This window comes from Chryseobacterium herbae (genome assembly GCF_025154075.1).
Classification (GTDB): domain Bacteria; phylum Bacteroidota; class Bacteroidia; order Flavobacteriales; family Weeksellaceae; genus Chryseobacterium; species Chryseobacterium herbae.
Window position 1 is genome coordinate 466,061 of the sequence record NZ_JAOAMU010000004.1, and the last position, 19,641, is coordinate 485,701.

The window sequence follows — 19,641 nt, forward strand, 5'->3', positions numbered from 1 at the left end:
TTCTTAATTTTTAATCATTAATTTTTAATTATTAAAATCATGAGCAACAGAATATTATTAGTAGAAGACGATCAGAGTTTCGGGGCAGTGCTGAAGGATTATTTGACCATCAATAACTTTGAGGTTACCCTTGCCACAGATGGAGAACAGGGATTGAAAGAATTTACAGAAAATGAATTTGACATCTGTATTTTTGATGTAATGATGCCTAAAAAAGACGGATTTTCATTAGCGGAAGACGTAAAAAAAATCGATAAAAATACCCCTATCATATTCCTTACAGCAAGAAATATGAGAGAAGATATCCTGAAAGGGTACCAACTGGGAGCGGACGACTATATCACAAAGCCATTTGATACTGAACTTCTTTTATACAAGATCAAAGCGATCCTGCAGAGAAGCTCTACTTTAGAAAATGAAGAACAGGAGCAGTTCAAGATCAGTAACATTTTCTTCGACTCAATGCTGAGACAGCTGAAAGTAGGTGATAAAGAATACAAACTTTCACCAAAAGAAAATGAGCTGTTGAAACTTCTTTGTATCCACAGAAACGACTTCATGCCAAGAGACCTGGCTTTGAGAAAGATCTGGAAAAAGGAAAATTACTTTACCGCAAGAAGTATGGACGTGTATATCGCAAAACTTCGTAAGTTATTAAAAGACGACGAAGGATTGGAAATTATCAACGTTCACGGGGAAGGATTCAGGCTTTTGGTTAAAAATTAGTCCTGAATTCAGATTATAAATATAAAATTAGCAAAACAATTGAAAATGTTTTGCTAATTTTGTTTCATACGATTGGATATGAAAAATACATTCTTAGGCGTTATCGCCATCTCTTTACTGGCCGTTTCATGTAATAAAGACGAAAAGGCGACTTATTTAAAGGAAGAAGCCGCTGTTCAACAGCCCAATGTAACCGTTAACTCAGCTTCTAAAGCTTCTCTGCTGGATCAGGCAGGCGTACAGTCCAATCCAAATCCTGCTCCTATTGCAGCAGCACCGGGAATCAAGAACCCTCCTCACGGACAGCCAGGTCACAGATGTGATATTCCTGTCGGACAGCCGCTTAATGTAAGCCCAACGGCAATACAGACTGCTCCCGGCCAAAACCCAAACAATCCCATTAAAATAGATGCTAACTCGATGTCGGCAGGAAAAGTAGTGGTTGACAATAATGCAAAACAGGTGAAAACTGCTCCAGGCATGAACCCTCCACACGGGCAACCAGGTCACAGATGTGATATCCCTGTCGGACAGCCATTAAGCAGCAAACCTGCACCGGTACCAACCCCAACACCCGCACCACAACCTGTTCAAAGTGCACAAAACGTTCCCGGTCCGGTAACGGCACCAGCGCCAACGGGGCCAAAACCGAAACTGAACCCGGCACACGGAGAACCTTGGCACAATTGTGCTTTAAAAGTTGGTGATCCATTGTCATAATTTTTGTATTTTTGCAGAGATGAAGCTGTTTCACATTCTTGCAGTTATTTTTTGTCTAGGAATTTTTTTAGTTCCTAAAGACAGTTTCTACTCTCAATCTATGCAGGATACCTGCTGTAAAGAAAAGTCCGAAAAGAGCGACTGCTGCAAAAATCATACTTCAAAAGACAGCAAAGACCACAAAAATCACGATACAAAGTCCTCATGCAATGATGACTGCTGTTCAACGTGTGTGGCATGCTACACGTATATAGAAACACCGTTTTCTAAAAATCTACATTTCGAACTGTCTTATTACAAAGCCAATAAGAATCCTCAGTTCCATTATTCACCGCCTCATTTATCAGACCGTTTAAAAGAGATCTGGCAACCGCCTAAGATAGGTTAATTCTCAAACAGTGAGTCCGTTAAGCATTTTAAGGGACCGTTTTTAATTAATCAAAACTTTTAAACAAAATGAAATTATATATTTCCAAGTTTATTCTTGGTCTAATGATCCTGTCTGTACACTTTATATCAGCACAAAATCTTTCAAAAAACCAGTTCAAAGTAAAAGGAAACTGTGAAATGTGCCAGACCAGAATAGAAACTGCGGCCAAAAAAGCAGGTGCTAAAACTGCGGTTTATTCTATTGATCTGCAGACTTTAACCCTTGAAACCGACGGTAAAGTTTCCACAGACGAAATCTTAAAGAAAGTAGCCGATGCAGGTCACGACAATGAAAAATTCAAATCACCGGACAATGCTTATACAGGTCTTCCGGGATGTTGTCATTACAAAAGGGACCTTCAGCCTTCTCCCACAGAAGCTCATCATCAGCAACATGCTAAAAACGAAAATGAGTTTTATGTAAAAGGAAACTGTGCTTCGTGCAAAGCAAGAATCGAAAAAGCAGCTAAAACAGCCGGTGCGGATTCCGCAGAATGGAGTGCAGAAAAGCAAACGGTCACTTTAGATTTTGACCCTTCAAAAACCTCATCAGACCAGGTTTTGAAAGCTATTGCCGATGCAGGTCATGACAATGAAAAATACAAAACAACGGATGCAGTTTACAAAAACCTTCCGGGATGTTGTCTGTATGATAGAGATATTCCACTTGGAGAAGCGAACCCGAATGTTCATTTCGAAGAAGGAACAAAGCAGAACGACCACAAAGAGCATCAGCCGGCTGCTCAGACTGAAGATCATCAACCGTCTGAAAAAAACATTGAAGGCGTTACCATTACCGGTTCAAAAGCGGCTACTGCATTAAGCAAAAAAGAAGCAGGACTTGTCTTTAATATTGATAAAAAGGAATTACTGAAAGCGGCTTGCTGTAATCTGTCAGAAAGCTTTGAAACCAACGCCACAGTTGACGTTTCCTTCAGCAATGCCGTTACTGGAACCAAACAGTTGAAAATGCTGGGTCTGGATCAGAAATACACCAGTTTAACGAAGGAGCTTTTACCTGAGATCAGAGGTTTGGCTTCTGCTTATGGACTGAATTTCATTCCCGGAAGATGGATTGAAAGTATTCAGTTGACAAAAGGTGGAAGTACGGTAACGAATGGTTATGAAAGCATTACAGGACAGATCAATACTGAACTTTTGAAAAATGCTAAAGAACCTGAAACTTCATTAAATATTTTCGCTGATTTCAACGGAAGAGCGGAAGCCAATATCACGAGCGTCTCTCCTATCAACGAAAAATGGTCTCAGACCTTTTTACTGCATGGAAACGGAACTTTCGGAGATACGGATATGAATCATGATACTTTCCTGGACAGACCGAAAGGAACGCAGATTAATGCAGCTTATCTCCTTAATTATAATGATCTTGAAAAATCGGGATTCGGATCTCATTTCGGGATTAATTTCATCAAAGATGAGAGAACAGCCGGACAGATCGGATTTGACAAAAAACTGCCTCAGGACAAGCAAGGTGCCTATGGTGTCGGAATTGATATTTCCAGATTCCAGGTTTGGAATAAAACAGGATATGTATTTAAAGGAAAGCCATACCAGAGCTTAGGCTGGATGAACCAGTATGTGTATCACCAGCAGGACAGCTTTTTCGGACTGAGAAATTATGCCGGAAAACAACATACCTATTATTCAAATTTAATCTTTGAAAGCATCATCGGGAATACAAATCACAAGTATAAAGCCGGAGCCAGCTTTTTGTATGACGGCTACGAGGAAACGTATTTACAGGATGATATGAAGAGAAATGAGATCGTGCCAGGAATTTTTGCAGAGTATACTTTAACAGGATTAAAATATACTTTAGTCGCTGGAGCCAGAGCAGATTTCCACAATCTTGCAGGCACTCAGTTTACGCCACGACTTAATTTTAAATATGACTTCACGCCTCAGACGATTTTAAGGCTTTCTGCGGGTAGAGGATTCAGAACGGCTAATGTTTTTGCAGAAAACCAACAGTATTTTGCATCGAACAGAAGTATTCAAATCCTTCAGAACGGTGGAAATATTTATGGATTAAGACCTGAAATCGCATGGAACTATGGAGCCAGCTTACAGCAGGAATTCAAACTTTTCGGAAGGAAATCATCCATTGTTGCAGATTTTTTCAGAACAGATTTCCAGGATCAGGTGCTTGTTGATCTTGACCGTTCTCCACAGCAGCTGACCTTCTATAATTTGGAAGGAAAATCTTTTGCGAACTCTTTCCAGACGCAGTGGGATTTTACGCCTTTCAAGAACTTTGATGTGAGATTGGCTTATAAATATTATGATGTTCAGGCAGATTATATCGATGGCAGAAGAGAAGTTCCTTTCATGGCCAAGCATAGAGGTTTTGTGAATCTTGCCTATGCAACGAATAAAAATAACAATGGAGGATTCTGGAGTTTCGACACGACCCTGAACTGGGTAGGAAAACAGAGACTTCCGGATACTTCAAGCAATCCAGCTGAATTCCAGTTACCGGTATATTCTGATTCTTATGCCGTATTGAATGCACAGATCTCAAGGAACTTTAATAAAAAGATCAGAGCTTATGTAGGCGGTGAAAACCTTACGTCTTATTATCAGAAAAATGCCATTGTTGATTTCAGAAATCCTTTTGGAAATTATTTTGATGGCGGGATGGTGTATGCGCCTATTATGAAGGCTAATTTTTATGTGGGTCTTGATGTGACTTTCTAATGATTAAACTCTTTTTTAAATACAAAGTTGATTTGATAAAGGAGCCGATATACTTACTACAAACAAACCTTATAGGTTTTCGAAACCTATAAGGTTTATATTTCCTCACAACATAAAAAAACAGCATCAAACCGATGCTGTTTTTACTTTTTATATCATAGAAGATTATCTTCCGAAGTCGTCCTGTACTCTTACAATATCATCTTCATCCGACGGATTGGAAGCATCGGTATGCTGCCAGATTTCAGCTACTACACCCCAACCGTCAAGTCCAATCAGTCTGTGTCTTTCACCCTGCTGAAGTTTGATCTGATCTGTTGGATGGTATTCTTTCAACTCGCCTTCTTCATCGGTATTGCTTGTTTTGATCCCAACCGTACCTTCCACCACCTGCCAGATTTCAGCTCTGCGATGATGATATTGCCAGCTTAGACGGGCATTTGGAGCAACCACGAGGATTTTAGGACTCAGTTTTCCGCCTATTTTCAGACTTTCTACATCGATTCCGTCAAAATACTGATTGGCAAAATCCTGAGCCTGATTTTCATCGATCACAAAAAAGCCACCCCAAGGTCTTGCATCATCTTTTGCCGCCATAGTAAAACCCTGGGTTTCCAGCATTTTTGCTACTTTATCGAATATTTCTGTTTTCTCTGCACTCATAATTTATTCGTGTTCTAAAATTATTTTCAAATATAAAGTTTGTTGATCATTATTCCTTCGACATGGAGTATGGAAAATCCTTTTCCTGTGAGCCTCTCTCTTTATTCGGCTTGCTGTCCATCTGGAATTCCAGTACGGCTCCATTCATCAGTTCTTTGTGACTGAGCCAGTTTTTTGAATAAGACCGAAGATTTACGTTTAACGATTTAACGTATAGATTTTCAGCACTGTTGGCCGGTGCTTTTATTTCAATTTTCTTACCATTTTCAAGGTGAATCACTGCTTCTTTGAAAAGCGGCGCTCCTAAAACATACTGATCTGTGGCTGGTGTTACCGGATAAAACCCTAATGCTGAAAATACATACCATGCAGAAGTCTGGCCGTTATCTTCATCACCGCAATAACCGTCCGGTGTTGCATAATACAACTTATCCATCACCTGTCTCGTCCAGTACTGCGTTTTGTACGGTGCTCCGGCATAGTTGTATAAATAGATCATATGCTGAATCGGCTGATTTCCGTGGGCATACTGTCCCATATTCATGATCTGCATTTCACGGATCTCATGGATAACGCTTCCATAATAACTGTCGTCAAAGACAGGCGGAAGAGAGAAAACCTCATCCAGTTTGGCTTCGAATTTCTTTTTGCCACCCATTAATTTAGACAAACCGTCAATATCCTGGAAAACCGACCAGGTATAATGCCAGCTGTTTCCTTCTGTAAAGGCATCGCCCCATTTAAACGGATTGAATGGTGATTGGAATTTTCCGTCTTTATTTTTACCACGCATTAAACCAGTTTCCGGGTCAAATACATTTTTATAATTGTCTGCTCTTTTCTTATAAATATCAATTTCTGAAGCGGGTTTTCCTAATGCTTTTCCTAACTGATAAATGGCGAAATCATCATATGCATATTCCAGGGTTCTGGCCGCATTTTCATTGATCTTAACATCGTAAGGAACGTAACCTAAAGTATTGTAATATTCTACTCCTCTGCGACCGACTGCATCAATCGGGCCTTCGTTATTCGCTCCATGTTTGACGGCCTGCCAAAGGGTTTCCACATCATATCCTCGAAGTCCTTTGATGTATGCATCTGCTACCACTGAGGCTGAATTGTTCCCGATCATAATGTCAGAATATCCCGGGCTGCTCCACTCCGGAAGAAATCCTCCTTCCTTGAATGTATTACCCAAACCTTCCTGCATTTCAATATTGATACTTGGATAGACCAGATTCAGGAAAGGATATAAAGCTCTGAAAGTATCCCAGAAACCTGTTCCTGCAAACATTTTTCCATCCAGGATTTTTCCGTTGTAAGGGCTCCAGTGTTTTACTTTGTTCTCAGCATCGATTTCGTATAATTTCTGAGGGAAAAACAATGTCCGGTACAGTGAGGAATAAAATGTTCTCATCTGCTGATCTGTTCCGCCTTTCACTTCTATTCTGCCTAAAGTTTTATTCCAGATATTTTTAGCATCTGCTTTTACCTGTTCAAAATTTCTGCCTGCTATTTCTCTTTTCAGATTGAGCTCTGCCTGCTCGAAACTGATGAATGAAGAAGCGGTTCTTGCATAAACGCTTTCTTTATTTTTTAGTTTAAATCCAACAATTGCTCCGGCATGGTCGCTGGTAATTTCCAACTGATTTTTCACAAAAACGCTGTCTTTCCAAGTGGTCGTTAAATCAAAATCTTTATCAAACTGGATGACAAAATAGTTCTTGAAATTATTGTATTTCCCTCTGGAATACTTTGTGGTATAGCCCAGAATTTTTCTTTCTTTGGGAAGGATTTTAATGTAGGATCCTTTGTTTAAAGCATCAATCACTACATACGCACTGTCTGTTTTAGGGAAATCAAATTTGAAAAAAGCGGCTCTTTCCGTTGGAGTAAGCTCTGTCGTCACATTGATATCAGCCAGATAAACGCTGTAGCTGTAAGGCTTTGCGTTCTCTGCTTTATGGCTGAACCAGCTGGCACGTTCTTCTTCCTTAAATTTTAGTTTCCCGACTCCCGGCATGATGGCGAAAGCACCATAATCATTCATCCATGGAGATGGCTGGTGGGTCTGCTTAAAGCCTTTGATCTTATCCGCATCGTAGGTATATGCCCATCCGTCACCCATCTTTCCGGTTTGTGGTGTCCAGAGATTCATTCCCCAGGGAAGTCCTATGGCGGGATAAGTATTCCCGTTGGACAGCGACGGTTTGGATTGGGTTCCCATTAAAGGATTCACATAATCTGCAGGCGATATTCCCTGGCCCAGCGCAAAGATATTGAGTACAATAAAAAAAGTTGAAAATAAAGACTTCATGATATCGTTTTGTTAATTTATCTGTTGCTTTTCTTCAAAGCATAACCTGCAGCACCCAGAATGGCCGCATCTTCAAAAATAGCGGAAATTTTAATAGGAAGGTTGATTTTATGAGCTTCCAGATGTTGATTTAACCTCTTTTTAAAATAAGGATAGACTTTCGCAATATTTCCGCCTATGACCAAAACTTCAGGATTGTAGCTTTTGACATATTGTACAATAAAGTCTGCAAAAGAATCTGCGTAATCATCAAAGATTCTCGTTTGTATGTCTTCCGGCTGATCCAAAAGGTCTTTCGTTCCCGATATTTCTCCACCGGTTAAAGCTTTATAATGATTCACGAACCAACGTGTAGCGAGATAGTCTTCACAGATAGATTCTTTGAAAGGCGAATCCCACAAATCTTCATCTGAGGCTACTTTTCCATCATAAAAAGCTGTCCCCAAGCCTGTTCCCAAGGTAACTCCAAAAATTTTGCTGTACTCCCGTACGCAGCCACCAAAAACTTCTCCTTCAAGAAAAGCTCCAGCATCGTTCACAAAATAAATCTGATCGAGAGAAATGGAAAGTCTTTCAATCAGTTCCTGTTTGATATTGACCTGATACATATCGATAAATTTCCCCTGCTGCATCAGTGAGATCCCGTTTTCATAATCAAAAGGACCGGGCATCGCAATACCGATGAGAAGTTTACTTTTAACCAAATCATGGGTCACTTTTTCAATGGCAGAGACCCAGGCGGAAAAAATAGTTTCCTTTGCCCCGAAAGAATCCACATGTTCTCTCACATATGTAGAACTGATGATTTCGCGCTTCTCCGGATCTACCTGCGCCATGGTAATATGCGAACCGCCAATGTCTATTCCTACTATATTTTGCATTATTCTATGATTTTTTTTCAGATACTAGATTTCAGACGTCAGATATCAGACGAGCATCGTTCTAAGATCCAAAACTATACTTTTTACTATTAAAACAGACAGACAAGAAAGCCGGTTGGCTCCCTGTCTGCCCATAATAAAAATCCCCTAATTTATTTTTACTTTTTATTTACCTAATGAGGATTACTCTTTTATTCTACAATCACTTTTCCGGAAGATGGTGTCTTACTTTCTTTTGAATGTATGGTATAGATATAGGTTCCTGCAGATAAATTCTGGCTGCTGATCACCATATCATTTTTATCTATTTTTTTATTGATTATTAATTTTCCTGCCATATCATACAATGTGATTTCGCTGGCAGATTTGTCTTTGATGACAAAGTGGATGTCATTTCCTTTTTTAACAGGGTTTGGATACACATAACCCACCTGATTTTTTTCCGAAGAAATATCCTGTGTTGACAGCGCAGTACAGGCTACATCTGTTCTCCAGTTGGTATTACTCATCCCGATCAGAGTCGCAAAGTGTGTGTTGGCTGTAGCATCCAAAGCTCCGTTTCCGCTGCCTTCATTCATTCTCCAGTTCGCTTCAAGATTCGGTGAGTTGGCAGGAACACTGCAGTTGTTGGCAAGAAGTTCCGTTGGGGTTAATGCTTTTTTCCACACTCTGAATTCGTCTAAGAATCCATTAAGGGTTCTGCCATTCTCATAATTTCTGGCCAGATAAAGAATACCGTTTGCTGTGAAATTACCGGAGGCGGGAACACTTGCATCCAGAACACCATTGACATATATTTTCATAGCCGAACCATCATAAGTAGCCGCGATATGATACCATGTATTGGTATTGAATGTGCTCACAGAATTCAGCTTTATCTGAGAAGATCCGAAGCTTAATATAAATTGTAGTTTATTATTAGCCAAATTTCCATCGCCAAACCTCAGCATTGCAGAATTACTGTCCCCTACTTCAATACCCATTACCGATGAGATATAGGGAAAATTGGGTTTGAATGCATTCACTTTCACCCATCCTTCGAAGGTTACGGCATTTCCGCTTAGGTTAAACTGCCCTGCATTCAGATAATGCGTGCTACCATTAAACGAAAGTGATCTCGCACCAGGGCTTTGTACAGGAGTAAATCCACTATTGAACGTTGATTCACCAGAATATACGCTGGTATTTGCTCCCCCGCATACGGCCTGTACTTTCCATACGTAGTTTGTATTTTCCGTTAAAGCCGGAAGCGTATAAGAATTTGTTGCAATATTTGGAACATCTGTCCAGGTTGTTGCTGCAGATGTTTTGTACTGTAAATTGTAAGAAGAAGCTGTTGCTACGGCGTCCCAGGATAATTTAGTGGAAGTTCCCAGATAGCTTTCAGACTTCATGCCTGATGGTGTTCCGCATGCACTCCCGGAATTAAAACGGGGCGCAAAAAGATAGGTACTTTTTATGGTGGCAGAACAATTCGACTGTATCCTCCAGTCATATTCAGTATTCAAGGTAAGTCCGCTGATAATGGTATTATTTCCGGACAAATTGGTCGCTGCATTCACCCACGTGGTTGAACTCGCTGGTTTGTAATCAATATTGTAAGTCTGGGAAGCATTGCCTGTCCAGTTTAATTTCGCTGAAGTTCCTGTGGTATTCGTTACTTCAAGTCCTAAAGGCGGGTCACAGGCATCTCCCTGAGTCCAGGAATAAAGCTGGCCGCTAAGCAAAGTATTTTCACCGTACAGAATATTGGATCCCGTACTCAGGTAGCTGGCATTGTTGGCCGCATTAAGATCATACCACATAAACACTCCGTACCCATCATTGATGGTGTTGGTGGCAAGCGTTGTAAGAGTTGCAGGAGACGTTGACTGTGGATTACTGTTCTGTATCCAGGTAGCCGCCGCTGAAAGTTTGGAATTGGCAAGCGGTGGTACTGAAGGAGCATTATATGTCCCATAATACGGATTCCAGGCGTAATTGATATAATTCCCGGCTGCATCGCCATTGTAACTCTGTCTTGATATCGCTGGACCAATGTAATAAAAAGTGATCAGCTTATCCGGCATCGCTAACTTAAGTTCTTGCAGAAGCATAACAAAAGAACTGTTGTTCGGCTGTCCTGTCCCGTTATTTCCATAGCCTGCATATTCGTCATCCAAATCAACACCATCGAGGCCATAGGTGTAAACGGTATGGGCAAGCTGTTGGGCAAAATCACGGGCCGCTTCACGATTCGGGAAATTGGAGATTCCTGCTCCCTGGTGGTTTCCTAAGATATCCAGTAACACTTTAATCCCTTTTTGCTGTAAAGGTCTTACGTACGTATTGACGTCATTCAATACCTTGGTTACGTTATTATTATTGGAAATGTAAGCTCTGCTTTTGGATACATCGTAATTGATGTTCGCAGCAAAAATAATGGCGACATCAAAAAGCTGTCTGTTCGTGTTCTGTAGGGTATAAGATCCTGCATTCAGCATATTGCTGTTATTCACTTCTACATAGCATACGCCCAAAGGATTGAGCTGCTGTGCATGAAGTCCGGATGCCGCTTGAATGACCAGTGCGATCAGGGCAGTAAGAATGGATTTTTTTCTCATAGTCTATTCATTTTAATGGTCGGTAAAATCATCGGGCCGAAGCCCAATGGCTGCTGTTTTATTTTATAATTAGTTTTTCTGTCTGCTTCAAACCTCCGTCCGGAGATTCAAACTGAATGATATAATTACCCATCGAAAGTTTCGACAGATTGTACTGGTGATCTCCGGACTGTAATGCCTGGGTTTCTACAACACCTCCATTAAAATTATAAACCGATAATTTTCCTCTGTTATATTCTTCAGGAACAGAAACCGTAAGCGGTGCAGATGAACCCAAAGGATTAGGGTACAATTTGATCTGCTTTTTGGCGGCTATTTGCTCCGGGCCTGCCTTTTTATTTTTTGCATTCGACGAAGTCTTTTGAGTGCCTGTCGAACATGGGATATCTGTTCCCCAATTGGAGGCATCCACCCCTGTCAATGTTAATGCCAATCCGTTCCCTGAACTGTCCTGAACTGAAGAACCACTCCCTTCATTAAATTTCCAATACGCAGCAAGAGATGTAGCCGGCAGTGTTACATTACACATATTCTGGCTGATTTCTGTCTGGGTCAATGCTCTTTTCCAAACTCTGACTTCATCTACTTTACCACTGAAATTTCTGGATGTATTGTATAAATATCCTACATTGAAAGCTCCGTTGGAAGCAATATTTCCGGTTTGGGATTTGGTTGCATCAAGAACGCCATTGATATAAATCTTCATAGCAGAGCCGTCATACGTTGCAGCAACGTGATACCAGGTGTTGGCATTTAATGCTGTAGCTGATGCCAGTTTTTGCTGAACATTATTGATACTTACCACAAACTGAAGTCTGTTGTTGGCAAGACTTGCATCTCCAAGTCTTAAAAATGCTGAATTACTGTCGCTCACCTCTGTTCCCATTACGGAAGAAATGTAAGGAGCTGCTGATTTGAAAGATGATGGTTTAATCCAACCTTCAAAAGATAATGCTGAACCGTTTAAATTGATACTTCCGGCAGAACCGGATTCACTGGTCCCGTCTAATGAAAGCGATGTTGATCCGGATGGAATTGTTCCGCCCACACTTTTGAATCTCGGAGCGAAAATATAGGTGCTTTTAACGCTGCAATTTGTTCTGACTCTCCAGTCATACTCTGAATTGGCCGTCAATCCTGATATCGTAACGGATGTAGTCGCAGTAGCCGTTGCCGCAGTAGTCCATGTGGTAGCTGAAGATAATTTATAATCTACATCATAGGTATTGGTTCCTACGGCGGACCAGTTTAGTTTTGCGCTTGTTCCGGTAAGGTTGCTGGTGAATAATCCGATTGGGGCATCACAATTGGCTCCGGCCGTCCATGACTGCAAAGGAGTGCTTAAAACCGTTTGCTGTCCATATAAAGTTTGTGTTCCGGCAGAAAGTTGTGCTGTCTCATTGGTTCCGTGAAGATCATACCAAAGGAAAAGTCCGTATCCGCCGGTTTTGGTTTGATTGGCTAAACTTGTTGTTGTAGCATTAGAGGTATTTCCCATCCAGACTGCTGCAGGAGAAATCTGTGCTTTCGTAAGAGGCGGAACATTAGGTGCGGAAAAAGTTCCATATGAGGCATTCCAACTGTAATTGATATAATCGCCCACTCTTAATCCGTTCCAGGAAAGTTTTGAAGCGGCGGGTCCATAATAATAGAATGAGATAATCTTATCCGGAAGCAGCGCTCTTAACTCTTGAACAAGCATCACAAAAGAGCTGTCATTGGGCTGACCTGTTCCGTTTTGCCCGTAATCTGAGTATTCATCATCAAAATCGATTCCGTCCAGACCGTAAGTATTTACCGTATGGGCAAGCTGCTGTGCAAAATCACGCGCTGCTTCACGGGTTGGAAAATTACAGAAACCTGCTCCCTGGTGATTTCCAAGAATGGTTAAAACGACTTTCATCCCTTTATCCTGAAGCGGTTTTATATACGTATTGGCATTGGTGAGCACTTTGGTTACGTTGTTATTATTGCTCAGATAGGCTCTTCCACGGCCTGTATCGTAATTGATATTGGCAGCAAAAATATTCACGACATTAAACAGATAATTACCCGATGTCTGCAACTTATAGGCTCCGGCATTCAGGATGTTATTATTGTTCACCTCTACATAGCATATTCCCGTAGGGTTAAGCTGCTGTGCATTGAGCACAGGCATAGCATGGATGATCATGAGGATCAAAGTAGTAATGGCTTTTTTCATAATGTTTTTTTTAAGTTATTTTGATGTATTTATATCTATTCATTCTCTCTTAAAAAGAAGAAAATGATCAGCTACGGACTGAGAATTTCATAAAGTTTTCCCTCAATGAATTCTTTGTAAAACACTGCAACTAAAAAAACGGGAATAAAGGGCATGCTGCCACCTTCTGCAAATATCGAGTCTAAGTCAGTAAATCTTGATTCTCGTTAAAGGTTTTCCATAACAGTTCTCCGAATAATGTATTGGCCCACGCAAACCATTCTCGGGTAAACTTTTTATCATTGTCTTTATGGAAGGACTCATGCATAAAGCCTGTTCCTCCATGGGTTTTCTGTAAAGTGTCTATACACCACTTGATTTCCTTTCTGTCTTTGGTTGTAAGGGCTTTCATAATGATGCTCATTGGCCAGATCATATCAAGACCGATGTGCGGCCCACCGATTCCTTCTGCCAGTTTTCCTTTGAAAAAGAATGGATTGTCTTCTGACCAAACATAATTTCTGGTATTTATGTAAACCGGATCATCCGCTTTTACAGCGCCCAGATAAGGAAGGCCTAAAAGGCTTGGACAATTCGCATCATCCATTAAATTATAACTCCCAAATCCATTGGTTTCAAAAGCATAGATCTTTCCGTATTGAGGATGATTGTAAATTCCGTATTTCTTGATGGCAGCGTCTACCTCATCAGCAAGGCTATTAAGCTGCTGAGCAAGAGCTTTTTCATTTTTGATCTGCGAAACCATTTCCGCAGCTTGGCGTAAACTCACGACTGCAAATAAATTGGAAGGGATAAGGAAAGCATAGATCGTAGCATCATCACTCGGACGGAACATAGAATTGATCAATCCTACAGGTTTTGTCGGATAACCGTAACCTCCCATTGGAATTCCGTCTGTAGCCCAGGCAGTTGTACGCTCAAATTGGTATGGACCTAAACCTGTTTTTCTCTGCTGCTCTATGAAAGTCTGTAAAGTCAGTTTAATTCCCTTTAACCAATTGTTATCAAAAGGTTTTGTATCTCCCGTTGTCTTCCAGAAGTGGTAAGCTAAACGGATTGGATAGCACAGTGAATCGATCTCCCATTTTCTTTCGTGGGTTCCGGGTTTCATATCGGTATGATCGTATTCTTTCCACTTGCTTATTTTATTGTTATCGTTATAAAAAGCATTGGCATAAGGATCTTTCAGGATGAATTCGGTCTGTTTGTGAATAACTCCGGAGATCAGTTGATGAAGTTTTTCATCTTTTTTCGAGAACTGCAGGTATGGAAAAACCTGTGCAGAACTGTCCCGAAGCCACATGGCATCAATATCTCCTGTAATAACATAGGTATCCGGAGTTCCATTAATTTCTTTATAAAAAACGGTAGTATCTAAAGTATTGGGAAAGCAGTTTTCAAATAGCCATGACAGCTCTTTATTCTTCACTTTCTTTTTAAAAGCTTCAATTGCACTTTCTACCGCTTCACTCGTAAAATGTCTTTTATCTTTCGAAACGCGGACTACAGGGAAATTTTCTACGCTCAACGTTTTTGCGAAAACATTTTGAGTAAACATCAATCCTGCTCCTGCCAGTGCACTTGTCTTTATAAATTTTCTCCTTTCCATTATACTTTTATATTTCGTTATTTTTTTGATCTATTTTACAGGCTTGCTTCCCATGACAAATTTCAGTTCGCCCCCATTCATAATATCACTGTGGTTGATTTCCCAGCTTTTGAATTCTTTTCCGTTCAGGAACATTTTCTGAACGTAGATATTTTTATCCGAGATCTTCTCTGCAATGACCGTAAAGGTTTTTCCATTCTCCAGTTTTAAGGCTACTTTCGGAAACTGTGGTGCACCAATAGCGTATACAGGTTTTCCGGGAGTCACCGGATAGAATCCCAGTGAAGAGAAAATATACCATGCAGACATCTGGCCGCAGTCTTCGTTGTTGACAATGCCGTCCGGTTTTGCTGCGTACATATTATCGCGGATGAACTTGATCATTTTCTGGGTTTTGTAAGGAGCTCCCGCATAATTATACAGATAAGGAACATGATGTCCCGGCTCATCACCGAATCCCAGAGAACCGATGAATCCTGAAATATCCACGTGCTGCTCACCGATCATTTTAAGTTCTTCGGTGAAGGTTTTGTCCAGTTTTTCTTCAAATCCTTTTTTTCCGCCGTATAAATTCATCATTTCATCGATCTGGTGAGGAACGAAGAAATCATACGCCCATATATTTCCGGAAACCCAGTTCGGCTGTAACTTTTTCCAGTCATTTAAAGTGAAATCCGGTAAAAATTCTCCGTTTTTCTGTCTTGGCCAGAAATGTTTATTTTCTTTATTAAAGGTGTTAAGGAAGCTCATAGAACGCTTTTTATACACTTCTGCTTCTTCTTTTTTACCTAATTTTTCAGCAAGCTGCTGAATGCACCAGTCGTCATACGCGTATTCCAGCGTTGCAGAAACTGAAGCTCCGTTTTCTGATGGAGTATAACCTAATTTAATATAATCATTAAGGCCTCCTCCGCCATCGCTGCTGCTCATTTTGTCCGTTAAGGAAGCATCTTTCATTGCTGCAAATGCTTTCTCCTGATCAATTCCTGGCACCCCTTTGGAAATTGCGTCCCAAATCACCGAAACACTGTGGTAACCAAGCATACAGAAATTATCATATCCACACAATTCCCAGATAGGCATGTGGTCTTTACGGTCTGTGTATCTGCTGATCAGAGAGTTGGCAAATTCTTTTGTATGTTTCTGATCCATAATGGTCAGCAAAGGGTGCGTTGCTCTGAAGCCGTCCCAATAGGAATATGTACTGTAGTTCGTAAACCATTTGGTATTCATGTTTTCCTGAGCGGCTATATAATCTCCATTGGTATCCATATACAGATTAGGTGCAATAAATGTATGATACACTCCGGTATAGAAGATTTTTCTCTGGTCATCTGTACCGCCAGTCACCTGGAATCTGTTGATAAGATCTCTCCAGGTATTCTGAGCCGTTTCTTTAGCTTGAGCAAAATTTACGTTCTTAGCTTCTGCATCAAAGTTTTCCTGAGCACCTTCGGTACTTACCGGAGACAGAGAAACTTTTACTTCAATGCTTTCATTTTCTTCAGTTGAAAATCTCACGAAAGCTTTGGCATCTTTAGCAAGAGCAATTTTTTCGTTCTCTTTTATTTTTCCTTCAGAATAAGTTCCATAGGATTTAAACGGTTTTGAAAATTCCATCACGAAATAAGCAAAACGTTTTCCGCCCCAGCCGTTGCTGTAGCAGTATCCTTTGATCTTATTGTTTCCTTCTATGCTTACTAGTGTATGGTAAATATTCCCGAAGATTTTATTGGTTGGATCAATGATGACATTGGACTCTTCACTCTTTGGGAAGGTATATTTATGGAAACCTACTCTCGGAGAAGCGGTCAGTTCAGCTTTAATTCCGTAGCTGTCCAACATCACGGAATAATATCCCGGTGAAGCTGTTTCTTTCTCGTGACTGAATGTCGAACGGTAGCCACTTTCCGGCTTTTCTTCCGAGCCCGGAAGCATCTTTATTTTCCCGACGGTTGGCATTACTAAAATATCTCCAAGATCTGCCCAGCCTGTTCCGCTGAGATGATTATGACTGAATCCCATAATGGTTTTACTGCTATAATGATACCCTGAACACCAGTCCCAGTCGCCACTTTTGGTATTCTGATCCGGACTGAGCTGGATCATTCCAAAAGGGGTAGTCGCTCCGGGAAAGGTATGGCCGTGTCCTTCTGTTCCTATGAAAGGATCTACCCATGAAAGGACATCATCCTTCCGTTGCTGGGCATTTCCCACATGAGAAAACAGGATCATTGATAAAAATATAAGCAGTTCTTTTTTCATAATCATAATAGGGAAATCTTAAAAATTTCTCAAGATAGGAGTTTATTTAACAATATAAAAACCGAAACAATGATTTCAACGAGCAGGAAAATAAAGTTGACCGGCATATTCTTTATATTTTGAATCAGCTTACAGCGAATTCTTTTTCATAAAATCAATAATTTCAGAAATATATCCAAACGCAATGGCCACAACGGTATCCGCTGCTCCATAATATACGGTTACCTTATCTCCTTCCGAAAGGGCAGCACACGGGAATACCACATTGGGAATATCTCCTGTAAGCTCATATAGTTCTGCCGGAGCCAGTAAATAAGGTTTCGTTCTGTACAGTACTTTTGACGGATCTTCAAGATCAAGCAGTGATGCTCCCATAGAGTAACGGAACCCTCTGCAAGTATTGATCACTCCGTGATAGAAAAGCAGCCATCCTTCATCTGTTTTAATCGGAACAGGTCCGGCTCCTATCTTTGTACACTGCCACGCACTGTCTTCAAACGGTGCTACTTTCATTACGCAACGGTGCTCGCCCCAGTATTTCATATCCGGGCTGTAGCTGATGTAGATATCCCCGAAAGGCGTATGTCCGTTATCACTCGGTCTGCTCAGCATGGCATATTTTCCGTCTATTTTCTCAGGGAAAAGAACTCCGTTTCTGTTGAAGGGAAGGAATGCATTTTCGCACTGAAAGAATTCTTTAAAATCAAAAGTATAGGCTATTCCGATAGTCGGGCCATGATATCCGTTACACCATGTAATCCAGTACCGGTCTTCTATAAAGGCAACACGGGGGTCGTATTTATAGTCAGATTCTATCATTTCAGTATTTCCGGCTTTCATATCAATAGGATCATGATTGATCTCCCAATTGATCCCATCCTTACTGAAGCCTGCAAAAATATTCATCTGCACGGCTTTATTATCGCAACGGAAAACTCCCGCGAACCCATCTTCAAAAGGAACCACCGCACTGTTAAAAATGCTGTTGGACGTAGGTATTGCATATCTGTTGATAATAGGATTTGCAGAGTAACGCCACATGATATCCCGGCTGTCTTCCGGACGATCCTGCCAAGGGATCTTTGCTGGTTGAAATGTCATAAAGTATTTTTACTTTTATTTGTATGTTTAATGAATGATTTAGTGTTCTTTCGGCTGATCAGGATAAGAAAACGGAACTAGTAATGTCACGACAAAAGCCGGTATGGTAGCGACGAGTACCCAGATAAAAAACATTTTGTATCCTATCCAGTCGCTGATCATTCCGCTGAACATTCCGGGAAGCATTACTCCCAGATTCATAATTCCTGTTGCAAAAGCATAATGAGCGGTTTTATGTTCGCCCGGTGCAATCTGCTGCATGATGTAAAGCATCAGCCCTACAAAACCGAATCCGTAGCCAAAATATTCCACTACGACGGCAATTCCTACCGGAAGCAGTTCTGTTGGCTGGAAATAGGCCAGTAATGCATAGACTACAAATGGAATATTAAAGGCCGAACACAGCCAGATCAACGATCTTTTCAGTCCTCTGGCGGCAATGAAATAACCGGCCAGTACAGATCCTAAAATAAATGCCGCTGAACCATAAGTCCCATAAATAAGTCCGATATCCGAGGTAGACAATCCTAATCCTCCTGACGTTCTCGGAGCTTTAAAAAATAAAGGGGCAATTTTTATCGCAAATCCTTCCGCAAAACGGTACAGGATAATGAAGAGTACGGCCCACATAATATTTTTCTTTTTGAAGAAAGAGATGATCACTTCCAACAGCTCTTTACGGACATTTCCTGCTTTTCTGGTTTCTTTTTCCTGTTTATTTTCTTTTGGTAAAACAGCGTAATGATAAATAGCCAACACAAAAAACAGAAGGCCATAAATACCCATGATAATCATCCAGGCATTGACAACTCCTTTTGTTTTTTCTAAAACGCCTGCAAAATAAACCAGAACTCCGCTGCTTATGATTTTGGCCAGATTATAGAAAGCTCCCTGCCAGCCAATGTATTTTGCCTGTTCTTTGTTCGTTAAAAAATTGATATAGGTTCCGTCTGCAGCAATGTCATGCGTGGCGCCACAAAATGCAACCACCGCAAATAGAGCAATGCTGTATTTGAAAAAATCCGGCAAAGGAAGCGTTAAGGCAACCAAAGCAAACAGAATTCCTATAGCAAACTGAGTGGCAACAACAAAGAACTTTTTGGTCTTATAGATCTCCAGAAAAGGGCTCCAGAGAGGTTTTAATGTCCAGGAAAACATAATAAGTGCTGTCCAGAATGTAATTTTGGAATCTGAAACACCCATATCCTTATACATAATTCCGGAAACTGCATTGATGGTCACAAAGGGTATTCCCATTGCAAAATATAATGTAGAGATCCAGAAGATCGGCTTTACTGAGCGAGTTTCAGACTTGTTGTTTCCCATATTCAAATTAAAATAGTAAAGAAAAGAGGACCTCTCAAAAGGGTCATTCCGGATTGAAACGAAACTAAAATTGAAGA

13 protein-coding genes are annotated in these 19,641 nt (G+C 40.7%); 4 read left to right on the forward strand and 9 right to left on the reverse strand.

The window, feature by feature from the left end:
- Window positions 1-39 precede the first annotated feature (39 nt).
- From N0B48_RS15190 to N0B48_RS15205, 4 genes are all read left to right on the forward strand, one after another.
- Window positions 40-726 carry a response regulator transcription factor gene (locus tag N0B48_RS15190; protein WP_002982671.1) on the forward strand — a complete coding sequence of 229 codons (687 nt, stop codon included), beginning with the start codon at window positions 40-42 and terminating at the stop codon, window positions 724-726.
- Between the two features lie 78 nt (window positions 727-804).
- Entirely contained in the window at window positions 805-1,446 is a 642-nt protein-coding gene (locus N0B48_RS15195) for a hypothetical protein (protein ID WP_259839606.1), read from the forward strand.
- 19 nt (window positions 1,447-1,465) lie between these two features.
- Window positions 1,466-1,834 (forward strand): hypothetical protein, encoded by a 369-nt coding sequence (locus N0B48_RS15200; RefSeq protein WP_259839607.1) that lies wholly within the window; start codon window positions 1,466-1,468, stop codon window positions 1,832-1,834.
- A 68-nt stretch (window positions 1,835-1,902) separates the two neighbouring features.
- A complete protein-coding gene (locus tag N0B48_RS15205) occupies window positions 1,903-4,593 on the forward strand; it encodes a TonB-dependent receptor domain-containing protein (RefSeq protein ID WP_259839608.1) in 2,691 nt (896 codons plus the stop codon).
- Between the two features lie 165 nt (window positions 4,594-4,758).
- On the opposite strand, the gene N0B48_RS15210 is transcribed toward N0B48_RS15205, so the two are convergent.
- The 9 genes from N0B48_RS15210 to N0B48_RS15250 form a co-directional block, all read right to left on the reverse strand.
- Window positions 4,759-5,256 carry a cupin domain-containing protein gene (locus tag N0B48_RS15210; RefSeq protein WP_259839609.1) on the reverse strand — a complete coding sequence of 166 codons (498 nt, stop codon included), beginning with the start codon at window positions 5,254-5,256 and terminating at the stop codon, window positions 4,759-4,761.
- Window positions 5,257-5,305: 49 nt separating this feature from the next.
- Window positions 5,306-7,576 carry a GH92 family glycosyl hydrolase gene (locus N0B48_RS15215; RefSeq protein WP_259839611.1) on the reverse strand — a complete coding sequence of 757 codons (2,271 nt, stop codon included), beginning with the start codon at window positions 7,574-7,576 and terminating at the stop codon, window positions 5,306-5,308.
- Between the two features lie 17 nt (window positions 7,577-7,593).
- Window positions 7,594-8,457 carry an ROK family protein gene (locus tag N0B48_RS15220; protein ID WP_259839612.1) on the reverse strand — a complete coding sequence of 288 codons (864 nt, stop codon included), beginning with the start codon at window positions 8,455-8,457 and terminating at the stop codon, window positions 7,594-7,596.
- Between the two features lie 191 nt (window positions 8,458-8,648).
- Window positions 8,649-11,060 carry an endo-beta-N-acetylglucosaminidase H gene (locus N0B48_RS15225; protein ID WP_259839613.1) on the reverse strand — a complete coding sequence of 804 codons (2,412 nt, stop codon included), beginning with the start codon at window positions 11,058-11,060 and terminating at the stop codon, window positions 8,649-8,651.
- Between the two features lie 58 nt (window positions 11,061-11,118).
- A complete protein-coding gene (locus N0B48_RS15230) occupies window positions 11,119-13,263 on the reverse strand; it encodes an endo-beta-N-acetylglucosaminidase H (RefSeq protein ID WP_259839614.1) in 2,145 nt (714 codons plus the stop codon).
- A gap of 181 nt (window positions 13,264-13,444) precedes the next feature.
- Window positions 13,445-14,872 carry a glycoside hydrolase family 125 protein gene (locus N0B48_RS15235; RefSeq protein WP_259839615.1) on the reverse strand — a complete coding sequence of 476 codons (1,428 nt, stop codon included), beginning with the start codon at window positions 14,870-14,872 and terminating at the stop codon, window positions 13,445-13,447.
- 30 nt (window positions 14,873-14,902) lie between these two features.
- Window positions 14,903-17,137: a GH92 family glycosyl hydrolase gene (locus N0B48_RS15240; protein WP_259839616.1), complete on the reverse strand. Its 2,235-nt coding sequence runs from the start codon at window positions 17,135-17,137 to the stop codon at window positions 14,903-14,905.
- 129 nt (window positions 17,138-17,266) lie between these two features.
- Window positions 17,267-18,238 (reverse strand): glycoside hydrolase family 130 protein, encoded by a 972-nt coding sequence (locus N0B48_RS15245; protein ID WP_034724069.1) that lies wholly within the window; start codon window positions 18,236-18,238, stop codon window positions 17,267-17,269.
- A 39-nt stretch (window positions 18,239-18,277) separates the two neighbouring features.
- On the reverse strand, window positions 18,278-19,564 hold the full coding sequence (locus N0B48_RS15250) for an MFS transporter (RefSeq protein WP_259839617.1): 1,287 nt from the start codon (window positions 19,562-19,564) through the stop codon (window positions 18,278-18,280).
- Window positions 19,565-19,641 lie beyond the last annotated feature (77 nt).